The 17,156-nt window shown below is 49.4% G+C and carries 19 protein-coding genes; 17 read left to right on the top strand and 2 right to left on the bottom strand.

Features of this window, described 5'->3' with window-relative positions; translation table 11 throughout:
- From ACFSW5_RS22455 to ACFSW5_RS22385, 15 genes are all read left to right on the top strand, one after another.
- A partial coding sequence (locus ACFSW5_RS22455) for a helicase-related protein (protein ID WP_379278275.1) occupies positions 1 to 1,589 on the top strand: 1,589 nt, incomplete at its 5' end.
- 80 nt (positions 1,590 to 1,669) lie between these two features.
- Entirely contained in the window at positions 1,670 to 2,536 is an 867-nt protein-coding gene (locus ACFSW5_RS22450; RefSeq protein WP_379278273.1) for a ComF family protein, read from the top strand.
- 285 nt (positions 2,537 to 2,821) lie between these two features.
- Complete coding sequence (locus ACFSW5_RS22445) at positions 2,822 to 3,223, top strand: TIGR03826 family flagellar region protein (protein WP_379278281.1); 402 nt, start codon at positions 2,822 to 2,824, stop codon at positions 3,221 to 3,223.
- 167 nt (positions 3,224 to 3,390) lie between these two features.
- On the top strand, positions 3,391 to 3,657 hold the full coding sequence (flgM, locus tag ACFSW5_RS22440) for a flagellar biosynthesis anti-sigma factor FlgM (RefSeq protein WP_379278271.1): 267 nt from the start codon (positions 3,391 to 3,393) through the stop codon (positions 3,655 to 3,657).
- Positions 3,658 to 3,675: 18 nt separating this feature from the next.
- Entirely contained in the window at positions 3,676 to 4,179 is a 504-nt protein-coding gene (locus tag ACFSW5_RS22435; protein ID WP_379278269.1) for a flagellar protein FlgN, read from the top strand.
- Positions 4,180 to 4,200: 21 nt separating this feature from the next.
- Positions 4,201 to 5,715: a flagellar hook-associated protein FlgK gene (gene flgK / locus ACFSW5_RS22430; protein WP_379278266.1), complete on the top strand. Its 1,515-nt coding sequence runs from the start codon at positions 4,201 to 4,203 to the stop codon at positions 5,713 to 5,715.
- 29 nt (positions 5,716 to 5,744) lie between these two features.
- Positions 5,745 to 6,653 (top strand): flagellar hook-associated protein FlgL, encoded by a 909-nt coding sequence (flgL, locus tag ACFSW5_RS22425; RefSeq protein ID WP_379278264.1) that lies wholly within the window; start codon positions 5,745 to 5,747, stop codon positions 6,651 to 6,653.
- Positions 6,654 to 6,657: 4 nt separating this feature from the next.
- Positions 6,658 to 7,230, top strand: a complete 573-nt coding sequence (locus ACFSW5_RS22420) for a DUF6470 family protein (RefSeq protein WP_379278255.1) — start codon at positions 6,658 to 6,660, stop codon at positions 7,228 to 7,230.
- A 67-nt stretch (positions 7,231 to 7,297) separates the two neighbouring features.
- Positions 7,298 to 7,750 carry a flagellar assembly protein FliW gene (gene fliW, locus ACFSW5_RS22415; RefSeq protein WP_379278253.1) on the top strand — a complete coding sequence of 151 codons (453 nt, stop codon included), beginning with the start codon at positions 7,298 to 7,300 and terminating at the stop codon, positions 7,748 to 7,750.
- Between the two features lie 5 nt (positions 7,751 to 7,755).
- Positions 7,756 to 8,016 (top strand): carbon storage regulator CsrA, encoded by a 261-nt coding sequence (gene csrA, locus ACFSW5_RS22410; RefSeq protein ID WP_379278249.1) that lies wholly within the window; start codon positions 7,756 to 7,758, stop codon positions 8,014 to 8,016.
- 225 nt (positions 8,017 to 8,241) lie between these two features.
- On the top strand, positions 8,242 to 9,009 hold the full coding sequence (locus ACFSW5_RS22405; RefSeq protein WP_379278247.1) for a flagellin N-terminal helical domain-containing protein: 768 nt from the start codon (positions 8,242 to 8,244) through the stop codon (positions 9,007 to 9,009).
- 190 nt (positions 9,010 to 9,199) lie between these two features.
- Positions 9,200 to 9,544, top strand: a complete 345-nt coding sequence (locus ACFSW5_RS22400; protein ID WP_379278244.1) for a flagellar protein FlaG — start codon at positions 9,200 to 9,202, stop codon at positions 9,542 to 9,544.
- Positions 9,545 to 9,560: 16 nt separating this feature from the next.
- Complete coding sequence (fliD, locus tag ACFSW5_RS22395) at positions 9,561 to 11,063, top strand: flagellar filament capping protein FliD (RefSeq protein WP_379278242.1); 1,503 nt, start codon at positions 9,561 to 9,563, stop codon at positions 11,061 to 11,063.
- Positions 11,064 to 11,076: 13 nt separating this feature from the next.
- A complete protein-coding gene (fliS, locus tag ACFSW5_RS22390) occupies positions 11,077 to 11,475 on the top strand; it encodes a flagellar export chaperone FliS (RefSeq protein ID WP_379278239.1) in 399 nt (132 codons plus the stop codon).
- The gene (locus ACFSW5_RS22385; RefSeq protein WP_379278236.1) at positions 11,472 to 11,801 is read left to right on the top strand and encodes a hypothetical protein; all 330 of its coding nucleotides are present in this window, start codon (positions 11,472 to 11,474) and stop codon (positions 11,799 to 11,801) included. Before fliS ends, ACFSW5_RS22385 begins: the two co-directional genes overlap by 4 nt.
- A gap of 48 nt (positions 11,802 to 11,849) precedes the next feature.
- Here the strand turns inward: ACFSW5_RS22385 and ACFSW5_RS22380 are convergent, their stop codons facing one another.
- Together ACFSW5_RS22380 and ACFSW5_RS22375 are read right to left on the bottom strand one after the other, a co-directional pair.
- Positions 11,850 to 13,802 carry a tetratricopeptide repeat-containing glycosyltransferase family 2 protein gene (locus ACFSW5_RS22380; RefSeq protein ID WP_379278233.1) on the bottom strand — a complete coding sequence of 651 codons (1,953 nt, stop codon included), beginning with the start codon at positions 13,800 to 13,802 and terminating at the stop codon, positions 11,850 to 11,852.
- A gap of 45 nt (positions 13,803 to 13,847) precedes the next feature.
- Positions 13,848 to 15,629, bottom strand: coding sequence for a glycosyltransferase (locus tag ACFSW5_RS22375; RefSeq protein WP_379278231.1), 1,782 nt, complete (start codon positions 15,627 to 15,629; stop codon positions 13,848 to 13,850).
- 253 nt (positions 15,630 to 15,882) lie between these two features.
- On the opposite strand from ACFSW5_RS22375, the gene ACFSW5_RS22370 reads away from it, so the two are divergent.
- Both ACFSW5_RS22370 and hpf read left to right on the top strand, forming a co-directional pair.
- Positions 15,883 to 16,080: a cold-shock protein gene (locus ACFSW5_RS22370; protein WP_379278229.1), complete on the top strand. Its 198-nt coding sequence runs from the start codon at positions 15,883 to 15,885 to the stop codon at positions 16,078 to 16,080.
- A 453-nt stretch (positions 16,081 to 16,533) separates the two neighbouring features.
- On the top strand, positions 16,534 to 17,082 hold the full coding sequence (gene hpf, locus ACFSW5_RS22365) for a ribosome hibernation-promoting factor, HPF/YfiA family (RefSeq protein WP_379278226.1): 549 nt from the start codon (positions 16,534 to 16,536) through the stop codon (positions 17,080 to 17,082).
- The last annotated feature ends 74 nt before the right edge of the window (positions 17,083 to 17,156 follow it).

The raw sequence follows: 17,156 nt of genomic DNA, 5'->3' as shown, positions 1-17,156 counted from the left end.
TGTGCGCCTACTGCACGGCATGCCTCGGCATGGGGCGCAGCCGCGAATGCGAGCTGCTTGTGCTCGGCATGCCGCCCATGCCGGCCGGGAGCGGCGAGGCTTTGCCCCCGCAAGCCGAGCGGCTTGCCCGCTGGGGGCTGAGCCCCGCGCAGGCCGCCGCCGCAGGTGCGGCGCTTCGCTATGCGGAAGCGCCCCCGGACCGCCGCGCCAAGCGCGAAGCGAAGCGGAATAAAGCGGCATGGACGGGTATTGCCGCTTTTATCGCTTTTATCGCTTTTGCCGCGTCCGGTCTGACGAGAGCAATCGGCGGCTCCTTGACCCATATTCCGTCATTAATCCGGTTAAGGCGGAGCACGACGCCCAAATGCGATTTCGGACGGCCACACCGTTTTCGTCCGCGGGACGATGCGGCTCGGCCGTCTTCGGCCCTGCCGTTGCAGCCGGCTTCGCCCGGTGCGCCCACATTTTGGCGATCGCTGGCTTCCATGTCCGCTCCATTGTTCTCGCCCGCTCCTTCTGCGACGCACTCGCCATCGGTTACGACTGCGTCCTCTTCCGCATTCCCGTCAGCGCCTTCCCTTTCGCCGGAAGCCGCATTGGCGCCGCGGGAGTTTCTGCTGTGGGCGGTTACCGGGGCGGGCAAAACCGAGATGATCTTCCCGCTGGTCGAGTCGATCCTGCTGCGGGGCGGCCGCGCGTTAATCGCGACGCCGCGGCGCGACGTCGTGCTGGAGCTGGACCCGCGGCTTCGCAAAGCGTTTCCCGACGCCGTCGTCGTCACGTTGTACGGCGGAAGCGGCCAGCGCTGGGAAAGCGGCGATATTACGCTGTCCACCACCCATCAGCTGATGCGGTTTCACCAAGCTTTTCAACTGGTGATCATTGACGAATTGGATGCGTTTCCCTATCATGGGGACCCGATGCTGTATTACGCCGCCCGCAAATGCTGCACGCCCGGAGCCATAAAGCTGCTGCTGTCCGCTACGCCCCCGCCCGAGCTTCAGCGCGCGGCGCGGAGAGGGAAGCTGCCGCATGCGAAGGTGCCGGTCCGTTACCATCGCCATCCGCTCCCCGTTCCGAAGCTGCTGCAAACGACGGCGGTTCGGCAAATGCTGAACAAGCAAAGCTTGCCTCCCCGCCTGAAGCAGGCCTTGCTCCATTCGTTGCGGCGCGGCGCCCAGCTGTTTGTGTTCGTGCAGCGCATCGCCCAGACCGGGCCGATGGCCCGTTTGCTGCGGAAAGAACTGGGCGAGGCGGCCATCGAGCCGGTGTCGTCGCAAGATCCGGACCGTGCCGATAAAGTGCAGCGTTTCCGCCGTCGCGAGCTTCGGGTTATCGTTACGACGACGATATTGGAGCGCGGAGTAACCGTTCCGCGGAGCGATGTGTTCATTCTGGACGCGGACGGCCGGCTGTTCGACGCCGCTTCCTTGGTGCAGATGGCGGGCCGGGCCGGACGCTCGGCGGACGATCCCGGCGGCCTCGTTTATTTTTGCGCGCGCGAACGCAATAAAGCCCAGACAGGCGCGATCCGGCAAATCCGCAGCATGAACCGGATCGCTCGCGCTTCGGGATACTTGCTTCCATAGCTGCGGCGCAGCCATGCGATTCGAAGCGCAGCTTCAGCAACCAAGTTACAGCCACATATTCCTGCAAGGAGGCCGTACATATGAAATCCTTTTCCCCGTTCCGTTTATGGAATGAAGTCCTGTCGCTGATACAGCCGGCTTCGCCCGCATGCCCGTTTTGCGGCAAGCCGGTCTCATACGGAGCGGCTTCTTCCGTGCGGAACATACAGCCGCTTTTGCCTGCCGTATTCCGCAGACAGGTTTGCGCCTCCTGCATAGCCGGCATTCCGTGGGTCAACCGCATCGTTTGTCCGGTATGCGGGCGGGGCGAATATTGCCCGGACTGTCCGCGGAGAAGCCGCCCCCATTTCGTATGCAACCGCAGCGCCGTCCGCTACGACGACAGGATGCGCGGATGGCTTGCGTTATATAAATACCGCGGCAACGAGGAGCTGGAAGAACGGCTTGCCGACATGCTCATGCCGCCGCTCCGGCAGATGGCGCTGGAGCTTGGCGTTCGCACGGCGGCGCCGCGTGGCCGGAAGCGGGCTTTCGGACAAGCGCCCGATCGCGTCTTGTTCTGGGACGCCGTCGCTTACGTGCCGGTGAGCCGGGAAAGGGCGGCCGAGCGGGGGTTTAACCAGGCCGAGCGGCTCGCTCAAGGCTTGTCCGCCCGCACCGGCCTGCCGGTCGCGCATTTGCTGCACAGGACGAGGCATAGCGGCAAGCAAAGCTTCAAAACAAGAGGCGAACGGATGGAAAATACGAAGGAGCTGTTCCGGGCGGATCCCGCCGCCATAGCCGGGCTGCGTCCGTATGGCATGCAGGCCGTTCCGTCTCCCGTAAGGCTTTTGTTGGTCGACGATATTTATACGACAGGCAGCACGATGGAAGCCTGTTCGGCTGCCTTGCAGCAAGCCTCTCCGTACCCGCTCCGCATTTACGGGCTTACATGGGCCCGCTCCTAAACAATCGCCGCTAAGATGCCGATATAAGAGAGTAAGCACGTTTCCCGTTAACCGCAGCGTTAGCTTTCTGCCAAGGTAAGGTGCTTTTATATAAATTGCGCGCGATTCCTCCCGTGAAGAGGATGATGAGCAAGGTTTCCGCTTAGATGAGTCCGAATCCCCCGACAAACCGACAATCATACACGATTCACCCGCTCATGAAGACGGCGATTTGCCGTTCCCGATATGATAGAATAGACGATAACAATCCCAGTTAGAGCGTATGGAGGAGCTGAAATAACGATGTTGAACGTAGACAATTGCCCTCGCTGCGGAAGGCTGTTCGCCAAGAACCTTCGCGAATTTTGCCCGAATTGCATTCGGGAGATCGATAAACAGTATGAAAAATGCGCCGATTATTTGCGCGAGAATAAAGGAGCAACAATCGTAGAGCTGTCCGAGGCGGTAGACGTCTCGATCCGGCAAATTACGAAGTTTATCCGGGAAGGGCGAATTTCGCTCATGAACGCGCCGAATCTTTCTTATCCTTGCGAGGTATGCGGCACGCTGATCCGGGAAAGCCATATTTGCGACAACTGCCGAAAGCGCCTGGAGAAAGACATCAGCAGCTTGAACCGGCAAGCGGGCCAGAGCCCGGCGGGAGCCCAGGATACGCACGGCGCGTACCGGATCAAGGACAACGGTTAAACTGAAGCGGGAAACGAACGGATTATGGTTTACCGGGACAAAATGCTTATTTTTGAAATCCGGCATATGACCAAATGTTCTATAAATATTCATTTCTACCGGTCCGATAATACAGTAGAAGGTTATCGGCTAATGTATGGCTATAGACAGAGCCCGAGGTGATTGCAATGAAAATAAACGAAACGCAGCGGATAAGCGCATTAAATCAATATCAGAAGCAAAACGAGACAAGAACGCCCGAAGGCGTCCGCAAAAAACAGACCGACAAAGTCCAAATCTCATCGGAAGCAAAGGAATTGTTGATGACGAGCCAGATGAACGATGCAGCGCGGGCGGAGAAAATCGCGGAGCTGAAAAAAGAAGTGTCGACCGGAACGTATCGCGTCGATGCCGGAGCGATTGCCGAGAAGCTGCTTCCATACTTAAAACCATAATGAAACGAGGGGAAACGGTTGGCCTCGGTAAGCGAAATTATCGGTATTTTACGGCAGCAATCGGCGGTTTACGAAGCATTGCTGGAGCTTGAGAAGAAGAAAACCCCGGTCATCGTGCGGAACGATCTCCACGAGCTTAACGCCATTACGGCCCAGGAGCGCAAATGGACGGCTGAGGCGCAGCGGCTGGAGAAGGAGCGGATTCGGCTTACGACCGCTTATGTCGTGCAAATGGGCTTGCCCCGCGCGCGTTCCAGCGTTTTGACCAGCTTAATCAAAGCGGTCACGGACGCCAAAGAGAAGGAAGCGCTGACGGAGCTTCACGCGGCCTTGCGCGGCACGCTGCAGCAGCTAAAGTTTCATAACGACACCAATAAGCAGTTGATGGAGCAGTCTTTGGATTTCATCCGCTTCTCCCTCGATCTGCTCGTAGACAACCCGCATGAGCATGTGGTCTATCAGCATCCGATGAACCGTACGTCAACGGGCCCGGGCACAGGCATGTTTAACAAGCGATATTAACAGGAAAGCGGGGAATAAAGAATGGCATCTACTTTTCACGGCATCGAAACCGCAAGAAGAGGCTTGACGACGCAGATGGCCGCCATCAACACGGTGGGGCACAATATCGCCAACGCGAAGACCGAAGGCTATTCCCGTCAGCGGGTCAACATGTCCGCGGCGATCTCCTACGACGCGTACGGGATGAACCGGACGACCGCGGCCGGACAGCTTGGCGCGGGCGTAGAAGCGACCTCGATTACCCGGATACGGGAAAAATATTTGGACAGCCAATACCGCGACCAGAACTCGCTCAACGGATCTTGGACCGTACAGGCGGAAAATTTAAGCCAGCTGGAAGATATCATTAACGAGCCGTCGGATACGGGGCTGAACTCGCAAATCCAGAACTTTTTCAAAGCCTGGTCGGATCTTGCGGCCAATCCGGAAAGCCAAAGCAACCGGACGATCGTGGCGGAATACGCGCAGACGCTTGCGGACACGTTCAACCAGATGAGCAAGCAAGTGACGGATCTGCAGGACAGTATTACCGATCAGATCGAGACTGCGGCCTCGGAGATTAACTCCATTGCGACTTCAATCGCCAAGCTGAACAAGGAGATCAAGAGGCTGGAGACGAACGGCAACGACGCCAACGATCTGCGGGACCAACGGGATTTGCTGGTCGATCAGCTGTCCCGTCAAGGGAACGTCACAGTGACCGAAACGGCGGACGGCTATAACGTTACGTTTGCCGGCAACGCTTTGGTAACCGGGGAGACGGCCGCTACGGTGGATGCTTCCGGCTTGGAAGCCGCCTATACGGGCGGAGGCTTGATCGAAGGCGAAGTGAAGGGATTGTTCGAATCCCGCGACGTCACGCTGCAAGGCTATTTGGATAAGCTCGATAATTTGGCGAACACGATTGCGAACGGTCCGGTCGAAGTGACCCTTCCGGCAGGTTCGACATACCAGGGTGCGACGCTGGCAGCGGATACGGTCGTTACCGTTAACGGGATTAACGGGCTGCATCAGCTTGGCTTTACGTTCGACAATCCGGCGCAGCAGGGCGTTGCCATCTTTACGTCCGGGACGGCCGGCGGCAATATTACGGCGGCATCGATCAGCCTGAACTCCGTCATCAAAAACGATCCGTCCAAAATCGCGACGTCGATGAGCACCGAAGCCGATGCGACGACCGGCGCGGTAACGGCCGTCAAAGGAAACAGCACGATCTCGAAGCTCATGTACGGCCTTAGCGAAGCGGCTTTCGATTTCGGGGGCAACAGCCCGACGACGATCGGCGATTATTACGGATCGGTCGTCAGCGCCGTAGGGGTTCAAAGCGAAAACGCCCAGCGCCAAATGGCGACAAGCGATTCGATGCTGGCTTCGGTCGACGGAACCCGGCAATCGGTAAGCGCCGTCTCGCTCGACGAGGAGGCAAGCGATATGATCGTGTTCCAGCAGGCGTACAGCGCGGCGTCCCGTTTCATGACGACGTTCGACGAGATGCTGGACAAGCTCATTAACGGCACGGGTGTCGTAGGCCGATAAGATTTTTTTCCTGAAAGGGGCTAAATAACATGGCAATGCGCGTAACGAATGGCATGATGCAAACCCAGCTCATGAGCAACCTGAACAAAAACTTGAACCGGTTGAGCGAGCTGTCGAATCAATCCTCTTCCGGCCTGAAGCTGACCAAGCCGTCTGACGACCCGTCCGGCATCGCTTATGCGCTCCGGTACCGTACCGAGCTGGCTTATAACGACCAGCATCAGACGAATACGGACAGCGCTTTGTCTTGGATGGAGATGACGGATTCGGTATTGGGCGAAGCCGGAGATATTGTAAAGCGCATAAAAGAGCTTGCCGTTCAAGGCTCGAACGGAACGAACGACGAGAACGGGCTGAACGCGATCAAGGAGGAGCTGGAGCAATTAAAAAATCAGCTCATTGACATCGGCAACTCCAAAATTAACGGTAAATATATTTTTAACGGCGAGGACTTTACCAGCATGCCGTACGACAGCTCGGCCGCGGGATTCGACGCTTCGGGCGTGACGACCGACGGCAAGGCGGTCGAATATACGATCAGCACCGGCGTTACGATGCAGGTTAATATTAGCGGCAACGACGTATTCGGGGCAGCTAACGCATCGGATAATATATTCGAAATTATCGATCAGCTTTCGAGCGCGATTAATGCGCAAGATCACAGTGCGATTTCGGCCCAATTGACGAATATCGATGCCGCCGCGGAACGGATATCAAGCGCCCAATCGTTAAACGGCGCCCGCACGAACCGGATCGAACTGATGCAGTCGAGACTGGAAAATTTACAGCTGAATTTAACCGATATGCAGTCGGGCGTGGAGGACGCGGATATGGAAGAAGTCCTGATTCAGGCAACTTCGGCCCAAAGCGTCTATGAAGCGTCGTTGTCCGTCGGATCCAAAATGATCTCGACGAGCCTGCTCGACTTTTTGAACTAAGCGGATGAGACTTCCTTACGTTGAAATTCATTCGCAGCGTGCGGCCATAGGGATCGATACGGAACCGGGAAAGTTCAATATACGGCAGGGGAGAGCGACCCTCCATCTGGAATCGACGCCTGCTACGGTACAAATCCATTCGGAGCCTCCCGTCGTACTAGTCGACAATTCCCGGTTAAGAGCGGCCATGAACGGCGGCTCCATGCGGGAGATGAACCAGCGAATCTACTCGCAGCTGCCCGATATCGCCAGGCAAGGCATACGGGAGACGAACGCCAAGTGGGAGCGGATTGCCGATCTGACCGACGGCGACAACAATCCGGTTGCGACAATCGCCAGAGAGCAATTATTTAAGGAAGGGCCCAAAATACAGATTACTGCTCCTCCTTCTTCGGATAATGTTTCGTTTGAAGCCGTGCTTCACAAACCGGAAATTAATATTACGCCCGGAGGGGTGGAAGGGAATGTTTCCGTTACGCCCCCCGAAATCAGCTTCCGGCGCGGCGGCGTTCAGACTTATATGAAGCAATATCCGTCCGTCACGGTAGAGGTAAGAAATTTGGATTTGAATATTTAATCAAGGTATGATAAAGGCTGTAGGCGCGACGAGCGACTGCAGCCTTTTTCGGAAAAGAGGGATAAGGATGATCGTTAACACTACGCACTTCGGTCCGCTGGATCTGACGGATCGAACGGTTGTCACGTTTTCTTCGGGAATACCGGGCTTTAAAGAGTACAAGAGTTATACCGTAGTAGAGGTAGAGGACAGCCCGTTTCTCTATTTACAGTCTGTAGAGCTGGGCGAGCTTGTTTTTGTCGCGGTTTCGCCGTTCGATTTTTTTCCGGACTATGAATTCGACCTGACGGACGCCGTTATCCACGAGCTTGAAATCAAGGAACAAAGCGATGTCATCGTGTATAATATCGTAACGGTTCGGGGGGCGCTTGAAGAAGCGACGGTTAACCTTGCCGCTCCGATTATTATTAACAAAAGAACGCTTCAAGCGGTTCAATTTATTCTTCAAGACAACCGGTATAACATTCGGCAGAGGCTGTTTCCCGGCGATACGAACGAGAAACCATCGGATAGGAGTTGAATCGCATGCTGGTGCTAGGCAGAAAGAAGGGAGAATCGCTTCTGATCGGCGACGATATCGAAATCACGATATTGGAAGCAAGCGGCGATACGGTGAAAATCGGCATTACGGCCCCCAAGCAAGTCAGCGTCCTTCGCAAGGAACTGTACAATGCTGTCGAGCATACGAATAAAGACGCGTTTCAGGCCGGAATTTCTTTGGAAGAGCTGACGCTCCAAATGAAAAAGATAAGAAAGGCTCCTAACGAAGACGCTAAGGGGGAATGAACCGGTTATAGCGGTATCATTTCATGCCAATCGGAAAGTTTAACTTGAGTATGGGGAACGCAGCTCCGAACTAAAACTTTCCGGAGTGGTAAAAAATTTTTCCAATGCTCTAAACTCTCTTCTTCCTCCCGTCGATATATAAGATAGAGCGGCGAAGGTTATAAACCGGGCTGCCGGAATCCACAAGGACGTGGATATTACACCATTTCAGGGAGGAAATTTACAATGCGTATTAACCACAACATTACGGCTTTGAACACGCACCGCAACATGGCGTTGAACAACACGGCTGCCGGCAAATCGATGGAGAAACTGTCTTCCGGTCTTCGCATCAACCGTGCGGCTGACGACGCTGCAGGTCTTGCGGTATCCGAGAAAATGCGCGGCCAAATCCGCGGTCTCGAGCAAGCTCAAAAGAACGTACAAGACGGTATCTCGTTCGTTCAAACGGCTGAAGGCGCAATGAACGAAGTTAGCTCCATGCTGACTCGTATGAAAGAGCTGAACGTTCAAAAAGCGAACGGCACGTACAGCTCGAGCGACAAAGCGAATATCGACCTTGAGCTTGACGAGCTGGGCAAACAAATCGACAAAATCATGACGGATACGAAGTTCAACGGCATTACGATTACGGCCGGCGCTACGATCCAATCCGACGACGCTGCTCAACAAATCGTTATCGGTACGATCACGACCGCAAGCTTCACTAGCCTTGCTTCGACTTCGTCCCTTGGTCAAGTTGAAACGGCAATTACGGCTGTTTCGACGGAACGCGCTAAACTGGGTGCCGTTCAAAACCGTCTGGAGTATACGTCGAACAACCTGGGCACGACCGTAGAAAACCTGAGCGCTTCCGAGTCGCGTATCCGCGATACCGACATGGCCTCGGAAATGGTCAACCTGACGAAGAACAACATTCTGCTCCAGGCTTCCCAAGCGATGCTTGCGCAAGCGAACTCGCAGCCTCAAGGCGTATTGTCCCTGCTTCAATAATCTCTTTTTTAAGAGGAGAGGCCTTAGATTATCTGAGGCCTCTTTTTTTAAAATATTTATATACCGCGCTCTTACACCGATATATATTCATCATGATCCGCGTCGTCCTTAAGCTTAAACAAGGGCGACGCCGTCGTTTTTGCTAATAGAATTCCCATTATGAGCCGATAAAAATAATAGAGGTGCTATGATGACGATGAACGTTTCATCAATAAACACCAAGGCGAACATCGCTCCGGAATCGTACGGGACTAACGTGTCGTATGCGAATTCGAAGGAGACCGACAAAGCAACTAAGAATACTGCCCAGGGTGACCAGGAATTGAGTAAAGCCGTTAGCCGGGCTCTGGAAGCCATCCAGGAGCCGAATACCCGCGTAGAGCGGGTGGTTCATGAAGCAACCAATCATATCGTGTACAAGGTTACCGATGCCGAAAGCGGCAAAGTGATACGGGAAATTCCGGAAGAAAAGCTACTGGATATGGCGGCCAAGCTCATGGAATTAAGCGGCCAGATCATTGATAAGAAAGTGTAAAGTAAGGAGGAGCAGCATGAGAATTTCAGGATTGGCATCCGGCCTTGACGTCGACAGCATGGTCAAGGAACTGATGAAAGCGTCGCAGACCAAATACGATAACATGGTCAAGAAGCGTACGCTTGTCGAATGGAAGCAGGAAGATTACAGGTCGATGGCGGCTAAAATCGTAGATTTCCGAAACAACAAGCTTGCAAGCTTTAATCTCACGTCGGCAATCAGCGCCAAGACATCCGAAGTATCCGGAGATACCGATGCGGTCAAGATCAATTCAACGTCTTCTACCGCCTCGGGATCATTAAACGTGTCCGTACAAAAAGTTGCTACAGCTGCGACCAACCTTTACACGTTCAGCGGCGGCACGACAACTACGACAACAAACGCAGATGGAACTACGACTACCGCCGAAAAGTCATTAGCTGAGCTTGGGTTCACGACGACTGCGGACGGCAAAGTCAACATTACGATTAACAACGAGACGCTCACGCTTGATTCGACCGCTACATTAAGCGATGTGGCGACGACAATGAACGGCAATACGAGCAAATATAAAGCAACGGCCATTTACGATGCGGCAAGCGGCAAGTTTTCGATTACGGGAACGCAAACCGGCGCCAGCAGCTTAAGTGTCAGTGGTTTCGCTGGAACGGTATCGAATGTGACGACTGGACAAGACGCCAAAATTACGGTCAACGGCATTTCGTATAAGCAAGCGAGCAACAGCTTCTCTGTAAACGGCTTTAACTTTACCGTTCAAGCCCAAACGGCAGCAGGAAGCTATGCCACCATTACAGCCGTTCAGGATACAAGCAAAATCGTCGAAACGATCAAGTCGTTCGTGACGGAGTATAACAATCTTATAAGCGCAGTCAACAGCGAACTATCCGAGGTAAGAGATTACGATTATAATCCTCTTACAAGCGACGAGAAAGAAGAAATGACAGAGGATGAAATCGAGCTTTGGGAAAAAAAAGCAAGAAGCGGTACGCTGCATAACGACAGTACGTTAAGCACCATGATCTCGGAGCTTCGGACCGCTGCAACCTCCCTTGTAGCCGGCATTAAAGATGCAAATGGAAACTCGATTTCGATCGGCATCACAACAGGCAGCTATTCGGAAAAAGGCAAGCTTATATTGGACGAGACCAAGCTGAAAAGCGCTTTGGAAAGCAATCCGGATGAAGTCATTAATCTGTTTACCGCAACTAGCTCCGATACTTCCGTCGGCAGTACGACATCCGGCGTCTTCGCCAAAATGATGGATTCGACGATGGACGCTTTAAAGAGCTTATCGACGACAGCAGGTACGTCCATGACCAGCACGGATTTGACGACAAGCTTTCTGGAGAGCTCGCTTTTAAGTGAGCAGATTCGGGATATGAAGGAGCGCGAAGACCGGGAACAGGACCGGTTGACGGACCTGGAAAACCGATATTACTCCATGTTTACGGCCATGGAAACGGCTATTAACAAATACAACAGCCAAGCATCAGTTATCACTAATCTATTTAGCAGTTAAGGAGTGAATAAGGTTGTTAAACTCGCCATTAAAAATGTACCAGCAAGCTTCCGTTCAAACAGCGGGTAGCGGCCAGCTTCTTCTCATGCTGTACGAAGGAGGCATCCGCTTTACGAAAGCGGCCTCCGAAGCTATACATCGCCGCGATTTCGAAGCGGCCAATACGAACTTGAAGAAAGCGCAGGCTATTATTCATGAGCTTGTCGCATCTCTAAATCACGATTATGCGATTGCCAAGGATTTGGCCCGGATTTATGAATACTTACTCCATCTTCTCATTCAATCCAATATCCAGAAGAATGCTTCGATGTCCGAGGAAGTTCTACAACATTTGACCGAATTACGCGATGCTTGGAAGCAGGTTGTTAAAGGATCGGGTGCTATTCAGGCACCGGAAGCTAATCGCGTATGATGGAAACTTCCATTCGAATGCTGCTGGAGAAGACAACGGAGCTCGTCAATCGGATCGATACGACAGAGTATCAGGAATGGTCTTCGCTGGTCGAGCTGAGGGAATCGGTATTGGCTGAAGCAATGAATAAACCCGGCTTGTCAGAGGAAGAGAAGCAACTGCTGCGTCAAATTGGCGAGTTTGACTCCGTCGTTACGGCCCGGATGATAACGTTAAAGCAAGAGGCGCAATCCGGCCTACAGAAAATCAGAAATACCCGCATGCAAAAAAAAGCGTATCAAATCGATTATACGCCCGATAGCTTCTTTTATGATATCAAAAAATAATACAAAAAGAGGCATCCTTCGCAGGATGCCTCTTTTTGTATGAAACGTTTATACCGACTGTAGCATCTCCTTGATAAACGGCAGCTTCATATATTGAGGAAATTGGCGTTCAAACTTGGTTTTCATTTCCGTTTTTTTGTTACGGTCTGTACTGTACTGAAAGTATGTCGTATAAAGATATATACGTGACGGCGATTTGCTTATTGCTTCCTCCAAAAACACAAGCCCTTCGTCAAGCTCTTGATTATTTAAATAATAGAAGGCCAATTGCTCGCAGTTTTTTGTATTTAACTGATCGTTTTGCAGCAACATGGAGAAGTAACTGCCCGCAACCTCGTAATTTTGTTTGCTAAAGAAAAAGTTGGCCAATAAATTAATTAAGTCCGGATGGCTATACCGACTAACTATTGAATCGTACAGTTCAAATTGTTGATTTAAGATCAACCCCGTTAGTAGTTTATACAAAACAGACGTAACAGTGGGATCTTGAAGATCCGCCTCTTTGTTTTCCGCGATATCCAGGTACAATTGAAATAGTTCATATTGTTCGTCGGTTTTGTTCATTTTGAGGTTTTTAGTATAATCCGTTTGCCATGTCCATTTTGCCCAAACGAAGTTCTGAAGAAGCTTCTCGTTTGGCTCGGGCAAATCTTGCTTCTCCAACGTTTGATTAAACAGCTCTTGGTTACCCGATAATAGCGCATACTGAAGTAAATCCGACGGTTGAATGCGAATGGACTCGAGTTGTTTATAGTAATATTCTGCGAGTTCCTTTGCCCCTATCGTAAGGCTTATTTTGAACAAAGTTAAATGATGGGCTGCGTCTCGGCTTCCCAGCAACTCCGACATTAGTTTGACAATAGCTTCGTGGGACTCGCGAAGGAGTAGTAACTCCAGTAACTTGGTAATAGCCTGATAATCATGTTTACTGTTCAGTATTAATTTAGATAAATAGTAAATGGACTTATCGTGATCGGAATGATTTTCCGCAATCTGTTGTAGACCCTTTAAAGGGATTACGGATCCGTAACCGGCGTTGGTGAGCCAAAAAACTTTATACTTCTCCGCTCGCCATTCCGCGACACGGAGTGCCTCGTTGTAACTTTCGCTGGCCAACCCATAATGTCCGAAGAAGTGATAAATTTGCCCTTTAATGCTATGGTACTCAGGGTAATCAAGCGGTTGAACATATTTTTCATTCAATGTCCATGCATCGTTGAGCCGGTTTTTGCGCAAATAACATTCGATTAAGGATATTGCGCAGTATACGATCCATATTTGACCGGATGTTCCGGACTGTTTCGATTTTTTCTGAAGGGCTCGCTCATAGTAATAGATTGCTTTATCCAATTCATTAACACCGAGTTTTTCGTTGCCAATTGTGAAATAATCGTATGCTGCAAGGCCGTCCTCGTTTTTTCGTTTCTGAAAAAGTTCGGCATTACGTTGGGACTTCTCTTTTTCTTGGACCGTTTGACCGAGGTAACCGGTATGGTAAACCGTAATAGGGGCATCGGCTCCTTTTAACGGTACGCCTTTTGTTGAATACGGTTGTTCATGGATAGGTCGATTAAAATAAATCCCTTGGTGGTTCGGGAATAACCGGAGGACAGGTGCAACGGCGACTGTGCTTGTATTCATCGTTTCCCCAACGAAACTGACAACAGATACGTTATAAATCTGATTATCCCGAATTGGCTCGTTTTCCAAAAAAGTCCGAATGGATGAAGCATCCTTCGGATCTAGATATTCATCGGCATCCATAACAAGAATCCAATCGGCTGTCGCGCGTCTAATGCCTTCATTTCTTGCTGCGGAGAAGTCGTTGGTCCAATTATAATGATATACGTGTTCCGTATATTTTAATGCGATTTCTTTCGTACGATCGGTGGACCCCGTATCGATAATAATGATTTCGTCCGCTATTTCTTTCATGCTTTCTAAACAGCGTTCTAGTACTTTTTCCTCATTTTTTACGATCATACAAAGCGATAGTAACATGATTTTCTCCTCGCTAATTTCATATCATATCTTTTTAATATGAGATTAAGGGTGTGTTGTTCCAATCATACTCATAACGTGTTCATCTTTATCCCGAATTTTTTTCAAGTAGCTTCTAGCAATTTCAAACTCTCCAGATTGGTACAATACATATCCGATATTGTATAACGTATCATCATCCTGTTCATTTACAGATAAAGAATCTTGTAATAGCGGAAGAACATAATCGTATAATTTTTTATTGTACATAGAAATTGCAATCATGTTGAACAAATTTTGACAATCTGGATAATTGAATATTTCATTTCTTGTATGTGTAAACAGCGAATCGTTGGAAACGATTAGATCGGCAAGCTCATCAATGGCTTCAATCGAGTGGAATTCATTAATACTCTTTAATAGCTGTTCGATGCGGTTGTACTCCTGTAAATTGTGCACACGAAATAAATACTGATAGGCTTTCGTTTCTTCTTCAAATCTTGCATAGTCTGTTAGTGCTGCTAGGTCACTGATTAACTTAGCGTCAATCTCATTAACAGGCAAATTGGTTGCCCCGATTTCTATTTTTGTATAACCGGCATCCTCGAGCATTTTTAGCATTTCTTGTCGGGTAAAAAAGCGAAGGTGCCTACGATCAAGGATACCCGCATCCCTATAGGTCCATTTACCGTCTAGCAATTCCCGTAATACGCTATAATGCATGACATTAGGTAAGCTGATTAGCAATTTACCGTTTGGTTTTAAATATTTTTTTACGTTCTCGACTACTTGCCATGGATTATGCAAATGCTGGAGAACATCTGCGAATATCATATAATCGAAAAAGCTTTCCGGATATGATAGCTTCATTTCGACATCTTCCGCTTCAACATTTGCAAATTTGCCTGCAATATTGGCTTCTGAAGCATTTAATTCGATACCGTAAAGTTCCGCGTTTGGATATTGGTTTTTAATTTCCAGCAATGTAGCTCCGCATGCGCAACCGACTTCCAATACACGTATAGGTTCAAGCTGGGGGGAATCAATCAAATTGATAATTTCAAATCGTATCATAGAGGAATAAGTCGAGTTAAATCCCCATTTTTGTATAAATTTTTTGGCGTTATTAGTCATTAGATTAATGTACTCATTCGATACATGTTTAAAAGAAGCTCCGCCGAAATGATGGATAAAAGTATCCTTACATAATAAAAGTTTATATCCTTCCTGGACAATTCGGAAGGAGTAGTCATCATCTTCATAATTGCCGGGCGTAAATCTTTCATCCAATAGACCGATTTTATCAATGACTTCGCGTTTTATTAGCATACAAAAGCCTATAAGTTTTAAACGGCATTCCCATTTTGCCGGATTGGAAACATTAAGAGACGATGCAAAGTTATGCATATCTGCTATGCTTTTATAGGATGTGGGGATAGTTTGATAATAAGAGGCGCTGTTCGTTATAGGACCAACCGCTCCGATATCGTTCGAGCTAGTCAGGGCTGTCCTTAGATTCGTTAGCCAATTTTCCGTAACGATTGTGTCGTTATTAAGAAGAAGAATATTATCCCCGTTTGCGATCTCGATTCCTTGATTACAGCCTGCAGGAAATCCGGCATTATAGTCATTCAAAATAAGTTGGAGATCGTCTTGTTCTTGCAGCCAGTCTTTAGTTCCGTCGGTTGAGTTATTATCGATAATAATGATTTCATATGTATCTTTTTCGGTGTATTTTCTAATGCTCTCAATACAAAGTTTTGTGTACTCAATTTGGTTGTGTGTCAAAATAATAATGCTAGTTATAGGTTTACTTTGGTTAATCACTTTAAGCTGTGTTTGACCCATCAGAGCAAGCCTCCAGTATGGTTAGGTAGGTTCTCTTTATTTATCGTCAGTTGAGTTGATGAAATGAAGCGAAGTTACCGGTAATTGTCCATTTCGGCCTTCAATAAAATGAACGGCGGTAGCGGTTTTTAAGCGATTGTATTCGCTTTCAAAAAATTGATTGACAATTTCGAGCAATTGGTGTTATAGTCAAAATGTGGGCCAATATACAATTCGCCTCACAGTCATTTGAAGATGAAGGGAATGTATGTGAATGCAAGGTAAAGTAAAATGGTTTAACGCAGAGAAAGGTTATGGATTCATCGAGACTGAACAAGGCGGCGACGTATTCGTTCATTTCTCCGCAATCCAAGCCGAAGGCTTCAAAACGCTCGAAGAAGGCCAATCGGTTGAATTCGACATCGTTGAAGGCGCACGCGGTCCACAAGCTGCTAACGTAGTCAAACTGTAATTATCCGGCGACTCATTCGCCGACTTATAGTTTAATTGACAAGTGCCGACACAGACAATGGCTCCGGGAAACCGGGGCTTTTTTATTGTATGTTTATTGCATCTACCTGACAAAGATCAGGGAATAAACACAACGCCGTGCATGGCCGAACAATTGGAACCGCTTTTTTGGAGTCGTTTGGGTTGCATCTTTCATGGTGCAACTTTTTGTTCTTATAAATAGAATGCATAAAACGAATAGCTCTAAAAAATATTAAATTTCCCCAAAACGATCTATTCATTTTTAATCGATTGCAGCCGATAAATCGCTGTCTCGAGCCGTTGCCGCAACCTTTTTGCAAGCGATTTCACAAATCTATCAAAATTTATCTGAAAATTTAGAATAGAGCAAAAACAATTTTGTAACGCCCATTGGAGTGTGATATACTAAGATTAAGTAAAGGAGGAATGCCACATGAAGTTCAACATTCGAGGTCAACGCTTACAGGTGACAGAGGCATTGCGAGATTACGTGGAAAGGAAACTTAGCCGATTGGCGAAGTACTTCGACGAATCCGAACCATCCGAAACGATTGTAACTTTATCCGTTACAAAAGGAAAACATACCGTAGAGGTAACGATCCCGCTGCCGGGCCTTATGCTGAGGGCCGAAGAGAAAAGCGAAGATATGTACGCTTCGATCGACACGGTGGTGGACAAACTCGAGCGTCAAATCCGCAAGCATAAAACGAAGATGAACCGGAAGCTGCGTTTTCAAGGCAGCGTGAAGACGATGTTCAAGGAAGGAGAAGGGTCGGCGGTACGCCTGGCCGACGAGGAAGAGGAGTTTGAGGTTGTCCGCACGAAACGGCATACGCTGAAGCCGATGGACGTGGACGAAGCGATCCTTCAGATGAATTTGATCGGCCATAGCTTTTTCGTCTTCAACAACATCGACACGAAGCAGGTGAACGTGGTTTATCATCGGAACGACGGCAAATACGGACTGATCGAGCAGCGATAAGCAATAATACTTAAGATATATTTAAATAGGAAACGATAGGTTTAACGTTAATAAAGAGGCCTCTTTACCTCCGG

The organism is Paenibacillus thailandensis, assembly GCF_042685365.1.
Lineage (GTDB): Bacteria > Bacillota > Bacilli > Paenibacillales > Paenibacillaceae > Paenibacillus_AP > Paenibacillus_AP thailandensis.
This window is presented reverse-complemented; position numbering and strand designations above follow the sequence as displayed.